This window comes from Phenylobacterium terrae (assembly GCF_042681205.1).
Lineage (GTDB): Bacteria > Pseudomonadota > Alphaproteobacteria > Caulobacterales > Caulobacteraceae > Phenylobacterium > Phenylobacterium terrae.
This window is the reverse complement of the sequence record NZ_JBHUEY010000001.1, coordinates 1,776,403-1,788,341: the sequence shown is the minus strand read 5'-3', so window position 1 is coordinate 1,788,341 and position 11,939 is coordinate 1,776,403. Positions and strand designations below refer to the sequence as shown.

The 11,939-nt window shown below is 70.6% G+C and carries 13 protein-coding genes; 10 read left to right on the top strand and 3 right to left on the bottom strand.

Going from position 1 to position 11,939, the window contains the following annotated elements; translation table 11 throughout:
* The first annotated feature begins 73 nt into the window (after positions 1–73).
* From ACFSC0_RS08965 to ACFSC0_RS08930, 8 genes are all read left to right on the top strand, one after another.
* Positions 74–829, top strand: coding sequence for a glutathione S-transferase family protein (locus tag ACFSC0_RS08965; RefSeq protein ID WP_377283284.1), 756 nt, complete (start codon positions 74–76; stop codon positions 827–829).
* A gap of 117 nt (positions 830–946) precedes the next feature.
* On the top strand, positions 947–1,582 hold the full coding sequence (locus tag ACFSC0_RS08960) for a response regulator transcription factor (protein WP_377283285.1): 636 nt from the start codon (positions 947–949) through the stop codon (positions 1,580–1,582).
* Between the two features lie 72 nt (positions 1,583–1,654).
* A complete protein-coding gene (locus ACFSC0_RS08955) occupies positions 1,655–2,038 on the top strand; it encodes a response regulator transcription factor (protein ID WP_377283286.1) in 384 nt (127 codons plus the stop codon).
* A 7-nt stretch (positions 2,039–2,045) separates the two neighbouring features.
* Positions 2,046–3,290, top strand: a complete 1,245-nt coding sequence (locus tag ACFSC0_RS08950) for a PAS domain-containing sensor histidine kinase (RefSeq protein WP_377283287.1) — start codon at positions 2,046–2,048, stop codon at positions 3,288–3,290.
* Positions 3,291–3,386: 96 nt separating this feature from the next.
* On the top strand, positions 3,387–4,196 hold the full coding sequence (locus tag ACFSC0_RS08945; protein WP_377283288.1) for an alpha/beta hydrolase: 810 nt from the start codon (positions 3,387–3,389) through the stop codon (positions 4,194–4,196).
* A 26-nt stretch (positions 4,197–4,222) separates the two neighbouring features.
* Complete coding sequence (locus ACFSC0_RS08940; RefSeq protein ID WP_377283289.1) at positions 4,223–5,107, top strand: alpha/beta fold hydrolase; 885 nt, start codon at positions 4,223–4,225, stop codon at positions 5,105–5,107.
* A gap of 72 nt (positions 5,108–5,179) precedes the next feature.
* The gene (locus tag ACFSC0_RS08935) at positions 5,180–6,883 is read left to right on the top strand and encodes an FAD-dependent oxidoreductase (RefSeq protein WP_377283290.1); all 1,704 of its coding nucleotides are present in this window, start codon (positions 5,180–5,182) and stop codon (positions 6,881–6,883) included.
* On the top strand, positions 6,880–7,440 hold the full coding sequence (locus ACFSC0_RS08930; protein WP_377283291.1) for an NADPH-dependent FMN reductase: 561 nt from the start codon (positions 6,880–6,882) through the stop codon (positions 7,438–7,440). Before ACFSC0_RS08935 ends, ACFSC0_RS08930 begins: the two co-directional genes overlap by 4 nt.
* On the opposite strand, the gene ftrA is transcribed toward ACFSC0_RS08930, so the two are convergent.
* Positions 7,430–8,422 (bottom strand): transcriptional regulator FtrA, encoded by a 993-nt coding sequence (gene ftrA, locus ACFSC0_RS08925; RefSeq protein ID WP_377283292.1) that lies wholly within the window; start codon positions 8,420–8,422, stop codon positions 7,430–7,432. The genes ACFSC0_RS08930 and ftrA overlap by 11 nt on opposite strands.
* Positions 8,423–8,496: 74 nt before the next feature.
* On the opposite strand from ftrA, the gene ACFSC0_RS08920 reads away from it, so the two are divergent.
* A complete protein-coding gene (locus ACFSC0_RS08920; RefSeq protein ID WP_377283293.1) occupies positions 8,497–8,901 on the top strand; it encodes a rhodanese-like domain-containing protein in 405 nt (134 codons plus the stop codon).
* 6 nt (positions 8,902–8,907) lie between these two features.
* The gene (locus ACFSC0_RS08915) at positions 8,908–9,360 is read left to right on the top strand and encodes a GNAT family N-acetyltransferase (RefSeq protein WP_377283294.1); all 453 of its coding nucleotides are present in this window, start codon (positions 8,908–8,910) and stop codon (positions 9,358–9,360) included.
* A 74-nt stretch (positions 9,361–9,434) separates the two neighbouring features.
* Here the strand turns inward: ACFSC0_RS08915 and ahcY are convergent, their stop codons facing one another.
* Both ahcY and ACFSC0_RS08905 read right to left on the bottom strand, forming a co-directional pair.
* Positions 9,435–10,826: an adenosylhomocysteinase gene (gene ahcY, locus ACFSC0_RS08910; RefSeq protein WP_377283295.1), complete on the bottom strand. Its 1,392-nt coding sequence runs from the start codon at positions 10,824–10,826 to the stop codon at positions 9,435–9,437.
* A 104-nt stretch (positions 10,827–10,930) separates the two neighbouring features.
* Positions 10,931–11,920, bottom strand: a complete 990-nt coding sequence (locus ACFSC0_RS08905; RefSeq protein WP_377283296.1) for a TerC family protein — start codon at positions 11,918–11,920, stop codon at positions 10,931–10,933.
* Between the last annotated feature and the right edge of the window lie 19 nt (positions 11,921–11,939).

The following is an 11,939-nucleotide window of genomic DNA, read 5'->3' as shown; positions in this document are numbered from 1 at the left end:
TGGCCTCCCTTGCTGACAGCACGATGGCAGCAGGCGGGGCTTACACCAAGGGGCAAGAGACGAGGAGCCCCCGATGATCACGCTTTATGGCGCCGCCCCGATGTTCGGCCTGCCGCACTGCAGCCCCTACGTCATGAAGACCGAGGTCCAGCTGATGATCGCCGACGTGCCCTACGTCGCCGTCCCGGCCATGCCCGAGCAGGGGCCCAAGGGGCAGATCCCGTTCGTCGACGACGGCGGGGTGAAGATCGGCGACTCCACCTTCATCCGCCTGCACGTCGAGGAGCGCTATGGCGTGGACCTCGACGCCGGTCTCACCCACGAGCAGCGGGCCCAGGCCTGGGCCATCGAGCGGATGGTCGAGAACCATTTCGCCTGGACCACCGTGCCGGGCCGCTACTTCATCCCGGAGAATTTCGAGAAGGGGCCGGCCCATTTCTTCGACGCCGCCCCGGGCGCCCTGCGCCGGCAGCTGCAGGAGGAGATGCTGGAGCAGGTCCACTTCCGCACCCGCGCCGCCCTCGGCCGGCACGGGCCGGACGAGATCGTGGAGCTCGGCGTCATCTCGCTGCGCGCCCTTTCCACCCTGCTCGGGGACAAGCCCTACCTATTCGGCGAGCGGCCTGCGGGCGTGGACGCGACCGTGTTCGCCATGCTGGCGGCCCTGACGACCCCCTTCTTCGACACCCCGCTGCGCCGCCGGGCGCAAGCCTTCCCGAACCTGATCGCCTACGTCGACCGGGTGATGGCCCAGTTCTATCCCGGCCACCCCTGGGCCGGCGCCGGCGCGCCCGCCGAGGAGGCCGAGCCTCGAATGCAGGCAGCCTGAGCCGGCGGCGCCAAACCTCTACGCCAGCTGATCCATCGCCCCGCCGAAGCGCGCTTTCGAAAAGCGTCGTTCCGCCGTCTATGGCAGAGTGGCGCGGAACACTGGTGCGGGACGAGCATGGCCGACAGGTCGCTGGTGCGTGTCATAGACGACGACGCCTCGTTGCGGGCGGCGCTGGAGAGCCTGTTCCGGTCGGTGGATCTCGACGTGCGCGGCTATCCCTCGGCCGCCGCCTTCCTGGAAGACGGCGCGCGCGAGCAGCCGGGATGCATCGTCCTCGACGTCCGGCTGCCGGGCCTCAGCGGGCTCGACTTCCAAGGTCAGCTGGCGGGCCTCGGCATCGAGCTGCCCGTCGTGCTGATGACGGGCCACGGGGACATCCCGATGACCGTCCGGGGGATGAAGGCCGGCGCGGTCGACTTCTTGCCGAAACCCTTTCGTGAGCAGGACATGCTCGACGCCGTCGCCACGGCGATCGCCAGGGACCGAGCGCGCCGCCAGGCCAGCGAAGGCCATTCCCGACTGCGCTCGCTGTACGAGACCCTGTCCCCGCGAGAGCGCCAGGTGATGGCCCTGGTCGCGGCGGGCCGGCTGAACAAGCAGGTGGCCGGCGAGCTGGCGATCAGCGAGATCACCGTGAAGATCCACCGCGGCCAGGCGATGCGGAAGATGGGCGCAAGGACGCTCGCCGACCTCGTCCGAATGGCCGAGGCGCTGGGCCTGCGGGCCGAGGCGCCTAACACCAGCGTATGATTTCGGACCGGCCCCGCCCATGCGAAGCGCTGATGCAGGCGCATCGACGCGCCGGATTCGCTGAAGGCCGCGGTGAGCGAGGCGCCCGTCATCTGCGTCGTCGAGGACGACGAGTCGCTGCGGACCGCGGTGGTCGGTCTGCTGCGGTCGTACGGCTATCGCGCCCGTGGATTTCCGAGCGCGGAGGCGTTCCTCGAGACGCGGGCGACGGCCGATTGCGGCTGCATCGTCGCCGATATCCAGCTGCCTGGGCTCAGCGGCCTGGAGCTGAAGGCGCGCCTCGACCAGCTTGGCGCGCGCACCCCGGTGATCCTGGTGACCGCCCGAACCGAACCGGCCTGGCTCGACAAGGCGCAGGCGTGCGGCGCGCTCAGCCTGCTCTCCAAGCCGTTTGCGGAAGACGCCCTGCTGTCCTGCGTGCGCCGCGCGCTCGGCGAGACGGGCGAGCCGGCCTGAGGCGGCGATGAGCGGAGCCGGCGCGGAAGAGGCGCTGCGGCGCAGCGAGCACCGCTACCACAACCTGTTCCAGGCCATGGCCGCCTCGTTCTGGGAGCTCGACTTCTTCCCGGTCGGCGACATGCTGCGCGCGCTCCGGAAACAGGGCGTTGCGGATTACGCCGGCTACTTCGCCCAGAACCCGGGCTTCGTCCGCGAGATGATGCGGGCGACACGGGTGGTGGATGTCAACGACCAGACAGTCAGCCTCTTCGGACGAGGCGAAAAGGCCGAGCTGCTCGGCAGCGTGGAGCCGTTCTGGCCGGAGGCGAGCAGCCCCGTCTACGCCGCCGCTGTGATCCACGCCGTCACCGGCAAGCCGAACTACGCCACCGAGACCCGCTTGCGCACGATCGACGGCCATGAGTTCGACGCCCTGTTCACCGCCTGCTTCCCGCCCGAGACGATGAACAAGGGGACCTTGCTGATCGGCGTGATCGACATCAGCGCGCGCAAGCAGGCCGAGGCGATGCTGGCCAAGGTGCAGGCCGAGTTCGCCCACGCCGCCCGTGTCTCGATGCTCGGCGAGCTCACCGCCTCCATCGCCCACGAGGTCAACCAGCCGCTGGCGGCCATCGCCACGAACGCTGCGGCCGGGCTGCGCTGGCTGTCTCGCGAGGAGCCCGAGCTGGACGAGGCCCGCGCCCTGCTGGGCCGCATCAAGGCCGACGCCGCCCGCGCGGCCCAGGTGATCGACCGCGTGCGGTCCATGGCCGGCGGGCGTACGCCCCAGCAGGCGCCGGTGCAGCTGAACGAGGTGCTGGAAGAGGCGCTGGTCTTCCTGCGCCACGAGATCGAGGCGCATGCGGTGCGGCTGTCGCTGGCGCTCGATCCGGCCGCGCCGGTCGTGATGGGGGACCGCACCCAGCTGCAGCAGGTGGCGGTGAACCTCATCGTCAACGCCGTCCAGGCGATGGAGCAGGCCGACCCCGTCGCCCGCGAACTGACGATCCGCACGCGCCCGACCGACGCCGGCGTGCAGGTCCAGGTGCAGGACGCCGGCCGCGGCCTGGCCGATCCGGCCCGGGTGTTCGACAGCTTCTTCACCACCAAGACCTCCGGCATGGGCATGGGGCTGACCATCTGCCGCTCGATCCTGGCGGCGCACGGCGGCACGATCGGCGCGGCCAACGGGCCGGCCGGCGGCGCCGTCTTCACGTTCGAGGTGCCGTCCGCCAGCCCCTCGGGGGAGCCGACCCATACCAAGGTATGAGGCGTTGAGCCGCAGGTAGAATAGGCGGGCCGCGGCAGGCGGCTCATCCTCGCAGGGCATCGGGGCCGCGGCCCCTCCCCTCTGCGAGAACCCGCCATGACCAAGACCATCATGCTGATCCACGGCGCCTGGCTCAATTCGAGGAGTTGGGAAGGCTTCAAGGCCCGGTACGAGGCTCGCGGCTTCGATGTCGTCGCGCCCGACTGGCCGTTCGACGACCGCACGCCGGAAGAGCTGCGGCGCAAGCCCGATCCCGCGCTCGCCCGCTCCGGCCACCGCCAGATCATCGACCACTACGCCGGGCTGATCGACCGGCTCGCGGATGCGCCGATCCTCATCGGCCACTCGTTCGGCGGCGTCCTGGTGCAGCACCTGCTCAACCGCGGCCTCGGGACCGCCGGGGTGGCGATCCATCCGGCGCCGACGCCGGGCGTCGGGCTCGGGCCCCACGCCATCGTCTCGGCCTTTCCCGTGCTCTGGAACCCGCTCTCGGGCGGCGAGATCAAGACCATGTCGCGGAAGCACTTCCGCACCCGCTTCGCTCAGACCGCCCCGGCCGACCAGGCGGACGCCCTTTACGACCGCTACATCGTCCCCACCGCCGGACGGGTCTACTGGGACGGCATCGTGGGCCGCAGCGGGACGATCGACTGGGCCAACCCGAAACGGCCCCCGCTGCTGCTGATCGGCGGCGAGCTCGACCTGATCGCCGACGCCAGCATGACCCGGGCGATCTACGAAAAGCAGAAGCGCGCGCCGTCGCGGACCGAGCTGAAGATCTTCCCCGACCGCTCGCACTGGACCGGCATCGACGCCGGCTGGGAGGCGGTCGCCGATTTCGCGCTCGAATGGGCGCTCGGCGCCGCCGAGCGGCCGTACGCCAGGCCCGCGCTCGTCGCCGCCTGAAGCCCCCTCACGTCAGGAGAACTCCGATGACCACGCTCGAACTCGACCGTCCCGCCGCGCCGGCTCCCGCCGCCGCCCGCTCGCCCCGCCAGACCCATGTCGTCGCCGACGACGGGACCCGCATCTTCTACAAGGACTGGGGCGCCGGGCAGCCGATCGTCTTCTCCCACGGCTGGCCGCTGACCGCCGACGCCTGGGACGCCCAGATGGTGTTCTTCGCCCAGCACGGCTTTCGGGTGATCGCCCACGACCGTCGCAGCCACGGCCGCTCGGACCAGACCTGGGCCGGCAACGACATGGACACCTACGCCGACGACCTGGCCCGCCTGATCGAGACCCTCGACCTGCGCGAAGCCGTCCTGGTCGGCCATTCCACCGGGGGCGGGGAGGTGACGCGCTACATCGGCCGGCACGGGACCGAGCGTGTGGCCAAGGTCGTGCTGGTGGGGGCCGTGCCGCCGCTGATGGTGAAGACTGACGCCAACCCCGGCGGCCTGCCGATCGAGGTGTTCGATTCCATCCGCAAGGGCACGCTCGAGAGCCGCTCGCAGTTCTTCAAGGATCTCGCCGTCCCCTTCTACGGCTACAATCGGCCGGGAGCGCAGCTCTCGGAGGGGGTCCGCGATTCCTTCTGGCTGCAGGGCATGATGGGCGGGCTGAAGGGCCAGCTCGACTGCATCCACGAGTTCTCGGAGGTCGACTACACCGAGGACCTGAAGCGAATCGATCGGCCGACCCTGATCCTGCACGGCGACGACGACCAGATCGTCCCCATCGGCGCTTCGGCGCTGACGTCGGCCAAGCTCGTCCCGGGGGCCGAGCTGAAGATCTACCCGGGCGGCGACCACGGCCTGCCGACCACCCAGGCCGAGGCGTTCAACGCCGACGTTTTGCGCTTCATTCAGGCGTAGGACTTGCGCTGGCCCCGTCCGCCTTCCAGACGGACGGGGTCGGCTTCGATGTTGAGCCGGGAGAAGACCGCCATGGCAGAGCCCTCGATCGCCGACACCCGCGCGCACCAGATGTTCCCGACCCTTTCGGCGGCGGACATCGACCGGCTGCGCCGCTTCGCCGAGCCCCGGGCCTATGCGGCGGGGCAGGCGTTGGCGCGCACCGGCGAGCCGGGACACGGGCTGACGGTGGTGCTGACGGGCCAGGTCGAGATCGTCCGGCGCGATCAGGCCGGCCAGCCGCAGCCGGTGGTCACGCACGGTCCGGGCTCCTTCATCGGCGAGCTGGCCCAGCTGTCCGGCCGACCCGCCCTTGTGGACGCCTTGGCGGCCTCCGAGGTCGAGGCGCTGATCATCGCGCCCGAGCGGCTTCGGGCCGCGCTGGTGGCCGAGGCCGAACTCGGCGAGCGGATCATGCGGGCGCTGATCCTGCGCCGCGTGGGGCTGCTCGAGACCGGCGGCGGCGGGCCCATCATCCTGGGCGCGGCCGACCATCCCGACGTGCTGCGGCTGGAGAGCTTCCTGGCGCGCAACGGCCATCCCCGGCTGCGGGTCGATCCCGACGCCGACGAGGCGGCGGCGCTGACCGAGCGCTTCCACATCGGTCCGGGCGCCTGGCCGATCGTCATCTGCCCGACCGGCCAGGTGCTGCGCAATCCGACCGAGGCCAAGCTCGCCCGCTGCCTCGGCATGGTCGCGCCGATCGACCCCGACCGCCTCTACGACGTGGCGGTGGTCGGCGCCGGTCCCGCGGGCCTGGCCACCGCCGTCTACGCCGGCTCCGAGGGCCTCTCGGTGCTGGTGCTGGACTGCCGGGCGTTCGGCGGCCAGGCGGGCGCGTCGGCGCGGATCGAGAACTACCTCGGCTTCCCGACCGGCATCAGCGGCCTGGCCCTGATGGCCCGCGCCTACAACCAGGCCCAGAAGTTCGGGGTCGAGATCGCCATTCCGGACGAGGTGGCGAGCCTCGCGGCCCACCCGGCCGGCGGCTTCGCCCTGGCGCTGGCCAACGCCGAGCAGGTGCGGGCCCGCAGCGTGGTGATCGCCGCCGGGGCGCGTTACCGGCGGCTGGAGGTGGCGGGGATCGAACGGTTCGAAGCCGCCTCCGTCCACTATTGGGCCTCGCCCGTCGAGGCGCGGCTCTGCGCCGGCCAGGAGGTGGCGCTGGTGGGCGCCGGCAACTCCGCCGGTCAGGCCGCGGTTTATCTCGCCTCGCAGGTGGAGAAGGTCTGGATGCTGGTCCGCGGCCCCGGGCTGGAAGCGACCATGTCCCGCTACCTCGTCGACCGGATCGCCGGACTGCCGAACGTGGAGGTGGTCACCCGGGCCGAGATCTGCGCCGTCGACGGCGCGGACGGTGCGCTGCAGGGCCTGACCTGGCGCGATCGCCGGTCTGGCGAGGAGACGCGGCGGCCGATCCGCCACCTGTTCCTGTTCATCGGGGCCGAGCCTCACACCGAGTGGCTGGCGGGCTCGGGGATCGCGCTGGACGACAAAGGCTTCATCCGAACCGGCGCCGAACTCCACCCGGGCCGGCGGCCGATGGAGACCAGCCTCGACGGCGCGTTCGCCATCGGCGACATCCGCGCCGGCTCGACCAAGCGGGTCGCCGCGGCGGTCGGCGAAGGCGCCCAGGTGGTCGCCACCCTGCACGCCTATCTGGCAAGCCTCGATCCGCCGGCCCCGCAGGCCGCCCCCATCTCCCAGAAGATTACTCAGGACCCGCAGCCCGCATGACCAGCGACATCCGCATCCTCGGCTTCGCCGGCAGCCTCCGGCGCGCCTCCTACAATCGCGCCCTGCTGCGCGAGGCGCAGGCGCGGGCGCCGGCGGGGATGAGCATAGAGGTCTTCGATCTGATCGACGTGCCCCTCTACAACGGCGATGTGGAGGCGCAGGGCGATCCGCCGGCGGTGGCGGCGCTGAAGTCGGCGATCCGCGCCGCCGACGGGGTGCTGATGGTCACGCCCGAGTACAATCACGGCGTCCCGGCGGTGACCAAGAACGCCGTCGACTGGGCCAGCCGTCCGCCGAACGATGCGGCGCTCTCCGGCAAGCCGGTGGGGATCATCGGCGCCTCGCCGGGCATGACCGGCACGGCCCGCGGCCAGAGCCAGCTGCGCCAGGCCTTCGAGTTCACCAACAGCTACTGCCTCCCCCAGCCGGAGCTGCTGGTCTTCCGCGCGCACGAGAAGTTCGACGCCGAGGGACGGCTGAGCGACGAGGCGACCGGCCGCTACCTCGTCCGCTACCTCGAGGCCTTCGCCGCCTGGGTGCGGCGGTTCAAGGGCTGACCGCCGCGGTCCGGCCGAAGGTCGCCCGGTACTCCGAAGGCGAGACCGTCAGCCGGCGGCGGAAGTGGCGGCGCAGGTTGGCCGCGTCGCCGAAGCCGGACAGCCGGGCGACCTCGTCCATGGGCAGGTCGTGGGTCTCCAGAAGCTCGCGGGCGCGCTCCACCCGAACCCCGATCAGCCAGCTCGCCGGCGACTCGCCCACCGTCTCCAGGAAGCGGCGGTGCAGGCTGCGCTCGCTGAGGGCCGCCATCCGCGCCATGTCGGCGACGCTGAACGGCTGGTCCGGGCGGGCGCGGACGTGGGCGAGCACGTCCGACAGGCGCGCGTTCTCGCGCTCGGGCACGGGCCGGGGCATGTACTGCAGCTGGCCGCCGTTGCGGTGGGCCGGCACGACCAGGCGGCGGGCGACCTGGTTGGCGACCTCCGCGCCGAAGTCGCGGCGCACGATGTAGAGCGACAGGTCGATGCCCGCCGCGCTGCCGGCGGAGGTGAAGATCCGCCCCTCGTCCACATAGAGCACCTCGCCGTCGAACCGCAGCGAGGGGTAGCGCTTCGCCAACGCCTCGGCGTAGCGCCAGTGGGTGGTCACGCGCTTGCCGTCCAGCAGCCCGGTCGCGGCCAGCACGAAGACGCCCGAGCAGATCGACATCAGCCGGGCCCCGCGGTCGTGGGCGGCGCGCAGGGCCTCGAGCAGCGGGGCGGGCGGCTCGACGTCCACGCCCTTCCAGCCCGGCGCAATGATCAGGTCGGCCTCGGAGAGCCGTTCGAGGCCGGCGTCGACCTGCACCGTCAGTCCGCCCATCGCCCGCAGCGGGCCGGGCTCCACCGCGCAGCTGGCGAACCGGTACCACTCGGGACCGAGCTCCGGGCGCGGCAGGCCGAACACCTCGGCGGCGACGCCGTATTCGAAGGTGCACAGTCCGTCGTAGACGAGCGCGGCGACCAGGGGTCCGGACGGATTTGGCATGATCTGTACGATCATAGTCACTTCCGCCACTGCGCGACAGCCCCGCTTGGCCCCTAGGGTTCCGGCGTCACACGAACTGGAGACCCGCCATGTCGCTTGTCAGCGAAACCCCCGCCGCCCCCTCCGCCGAGGCGCTCGCCCACTTCGAAGCCGAATTCGCCTTCCAGACCGACTGCTGGGACGTGAATAACGCGATCACCACAGACCAGAAGGATTTCGTCCTGCTGGACGTGCGCAGCCACGAGGCCCACGCCGCCGGTCACGTGCCCACCGCGCTCAGTCTGCCGCACGGCAAGATCATCGCCGGCAAGCTCGCCGACTATCCGCCGGAGACGCTGTTCGTCGTCTATTGCGCCGGGCCGCACTGCAACGGCGCGGCGCGGGCGGCCATTCGGCTCGCCCGCCTCGGCCGGCCGGTGAAGGTCATGCCCGGCGGGATCACCGGCTGGCTGGACGAGGGTTTCGAACTGGCGCGCGCGCCGGCGCACGCCTGACCGCCAATGGACGTCCGCCCCGCCCGGCCGCAGGACCTGGCCGAACTCGTCCGGCTCTGCGCCGAGCACGCCCGCTTCGAGCGCGTCGATCTGGACGTGACGGGGCTGGCGCAACGGCTGGGTTGGGCGCTGTTCGGGAAGGAGCCCCGCCTGTGGGCCTGGGTCGTCGAGGCCGGCGGCCCCCTCGCCGGCTACGCCTCGGCCGGCGTCGAGTTCTCGACCTGGTCGGGGCGCCCCTACCTGCACATGGACTGCCTCTACCTGGAGGCGCCGATGCGCGGGACCGGGCTGGGCCGCCGGCTGATGGACGAGGTCTTCGCCGCCGCGCGGCAGGCCGGCTGCGCCGAGGTCCAGTGGCAGACGCCGCCCTGGAACGCCCCGGCGATCGCCTTCTATCGCCGCCTCGGGGCGCAAGGCGCGGAAAAGGTGCGCTTCCGCGCAGCGGTGGGTGACAGGTAGCGCCTGCGGCGCAACCCGTCACCGACGGCCGCCGGTGACTGGTTGGGCGCAGCCCTACCTGTCACCCCGCTCGATCAGTACCGATAGTGCTCCGGCTTGAACGGGCCCTGCGGCGAGACGCCGATGTAGGCGGCCTGGTCGGCGCTCATCTGGGTCAGCTTCGCGCCGAGCTTTTCGAGGTGCAGAAGGGCGACCTTCTCGTCCAGGCGCTTGGGCAGGGTGTAGACCTTGTTCTCGTAGGCCTGGCCGTTGGTCCACAGCTCGATCTGGGCCAGCGTCTGGTTGGTGAAGGAGGCGCTCATCACGAAGCTCGGGTGGCCCGTGGCGTTGCCCAGGTTCACCAGCCGGCCCTCCGACAGGACGATGATCTTCTTGCCGTCCGGGAACTCCACGTGGTGAACCTGATCCTTGATCTTGTCCCACTTGTAGTTGCGCAGGCCGGCGATCTGGATCTCGGAATCGAAGTGGCCGATGTTGCAGACGATGGCGTTGTTCTTCATCCGCCGCATGTGGTCGACGGTGATGACGTCCTTGTTGCCGGTGGCGGTGACGTAGATGTCGGCCCGGTCCAGCACGTCCTCGATCGTGGCGACCTCATAGCCTTCCATCGCCGCCTGCAGGGCGCAGATCGGGTCGATCTCGGTGACCACCACCCGGGCGCCGCCGTTGCGCAGGGACGCGGCCGAGCCCTTGCCCACGTCGCCGTAGCCGCAGACCACCGCCACCTTGCCCGACAGCATGACGTCGGTCGCCCGGCGGATGCCGTCCACCAGGCTCTCGCGGCAGCCGTAGAGGTTGTCGAACTTGGACTTGGTGACGCTGTCGTTGACGTTGATCGCCGGGAACGGCAGCTCGCCGCGCTCGGCCATCTGGTAGAGGCGGTGGACGCCCGTGGTGGTCTCTTCGGAGACGCCCTTGATGGCCTCGCGGATGGCCGAATAGAAGCCGGGCTTCTCCTTCAGGTACCGCTTCATCACCTCGTAGAGGGCCTCTTCCTCCTCGTTGGTCGGGTTGTCGAGGATGGAGGGATCCTTCTCGGCCTTCGGGCCGAGGACGCAGAGCAGGGTCGCATCGCCGCCGTCGTCGAGGATCAGGTTCGGATAGCCGCCGTCGGCCCACTCGAAGATCCGGTGGGCGTATTCCCAGTACTCGACCAGGGTCTCGCCTTTCACCGCGAACACCGGCGTGCCCTTGGCCGCCACGGCCGCGGCCGCGTGGTCCTGGGTGGAGAAGATGTTGCAGCTGGCCCAGCGCACGTCCGCGCCCAGCGCCTGCAGGGTCTCGATCAGCACCGCCGTCTGGATGGTCATGTGCAGGGAGCCGGCGATCCGGGCGCCCTTCAACGGCTTGTCCTGGCCGAACTCGGCGCGCGTGGCCATCAGGCCCGGCATCTCGGTTTCGGCGATCTCGATTTCCTTGCGGCCCCAATCGGCCAGGGCGATGTCCTTGACGACATAGTCGGTCATGAAAGGGCTCCAACGAGGCGCGCGCCGGGAGTCGCCCGGCGCGCGAAGTTTGGAGGTCTATAGCGGCCGAGGCGGGCGGCGGCAACCGACATATAAAGACTTCTTTATGTGATCATCTGGGGCTCCGGCTCCGCGCGCCGCGTGCGCCACAGCGACCAGGCGACGCCGCCGGCGATCAGCCCCACCGTCACCGCCAGCGAAACCGGCGCCGGGAACTTCTCCCAGCCCATGGCCTCGGCCACGAACACCTTGCCGCCGATGAACACCAGCAGCAGCGCCAGCGCCTGCTTCAGGTAGGCGAAGCGGGCGATGATGGCCGCCAGCGCGAAGTAGAGCGCCCGCAGGCCCAGGATGGCGAAGATGTTCGAGGTGTAGACGATGTAGGGATCGGTGGTGATGGCGAAGATCGCCGGCACCGAGTCCACGGCGAAGATCACGTCCGCCGCCTCGACCATCAGCAGGGCCATGAACAGCGGCGTGGCGAAGAGCGCCAGCCGCCGGGCCGGACGCGGCTCGCGGACGAAGAAGCGGTGCTCGCGCAGCCCGTCCGTCAGGCGCAGATGGCCGGCGAGCCAGCGGTAGAGGACGTTGTCGCGCGGGTCGCTCGCATCTTTCCGGGCGAAGAGCATCTTCAGGCCCATCAGCACCAGGAAGCCGGCGAAGATCAGCAGGACCCACTCGAAGCTCGCGACGAGGGCCGCGCCGAAGCCGATCATGATCGCCCGCAGCACGATGACGCCGAGGATGCCCCAGAAGAGCACCCGGTGCTGGTAGGCCGCCGGGATCGCCAGGGCGCCGAAGATCGAGGCGATGACGAAAATGTTGTCGAGGGCCAGGCTCTTCTCGACCAGGAAGCCGGTCAGGTACTCGACCCCGGACTCGCGGCCGAGCTCGAACCAGATCCAGCCGCCGAAGCCGAGGCCCAGGGCCAGATAGCCGGCCGACATCAACAGGCTCTCGCGGACGCCGATCTCGCGATGCTTCCGGTGAAGGACGCCCAGGTCGACGACGAGCAGGACGACGACCACCAGGGCGAAGGCGAGCCACATCCACAGCGGCTTGCCCAGCAGGGACGCTGTCAGGAACTCCAGCATGTCGGGGGACTCCCTAGGC

What these genes read in the sequence shown, in the direction of transcription:
- ACFSC0_RS08935 (WP_377283290.1), top strand. Translation starts at nt 5,180, where the DNA reads ATGGCAGAGCCCTCGATCGCCGACACCCGCGCGCACCAGATGTTCCCG.
- ACFSC0_RS08965 (WP_377283284.1), top strand. Translation starts at nt 74, where the DNA reads ATGATCACGCTTTATGGCGCCGCCCCGATGTTCGGCCTGCCGCACTGC.
- ACFSC0_RS08930 (WP_377283291.1), top strand. Translation starts at nt 6,880, where the DNA reads ATGACCAGCGACATCCGCATCCTCGGCTTCGCCGGCAGCCTCCGGCGC.
- ACFSC0_RS08915 (WP_377283294.1), top strand. Translation starts at nt 8,908, where the DNA reads ATGGACGTCCGCCCCGCCCGGCCGCAGGACCTGGCCGAACTCGTCCGG.
- ahcY (WP_377283295.1), bottom strand. Translation starts at nt 10,826, where the DNA reads ATGACCGACTATGTCGTCAAGGACATCGCCCTGGCCGATTGGGGCCGC.
- ACFSC0_RS08945 (WP_377283288.1), top strand. Translation starts at nt 3,387, where the DNA reads ATGACCAAGACCATCATGCTGATCCACGGCGCCTGGCTCAATTCGAGG.
- ACFSC0_RS08950 (WP_377283287.1), top strand. Translation starts at nt 2,046, where the DNA reads ATGAGCGGAGCCGGCGCGGAAGAGGCGCTGCGGCGCAGCGAGCACCGC.
- ACFSC0_RS08960 (WP_377283285.1), top strand. Translation starts at nt 947, where the DNA reads ATGGCCGACAGGTCGCTGGTGCGTGTCATAGACGACGACGCCTCGTTG.
- ACFSC0_RS08905 (WP_377283296.1), bottom strand. Translation starts at nt 11,920, where the DNA reads ATGCTGGAGTTCCTGACAGCGTCCCTGCTGGGCAAGCCGCTGTGGATG.
- ACFSC0_RS08940 (WP_377283289.1), top strand. Translation starts at nt 4,223, where the DNA reads ATGACCACGCTCGAACTCGACCGTCCCGCCGCGCCGGCTCCCGCCGCC.
- ACFSC0_RS08920 (WP_377283293.1), top strand. Translation starts at nt 8,497, where the DNA reads ATGTCGCTTGTCAGCGAAACCCCCGCCGCCCCCTCCGCCGAGGCGCTC.
- ftrA (WP_377283292.1), bottom strand. Translation starts at nt 8,422, where the DNA reads ATGATCGTACAGATCATGCCAAATCCGTCCGGACCCCTGGTCGCCGCG.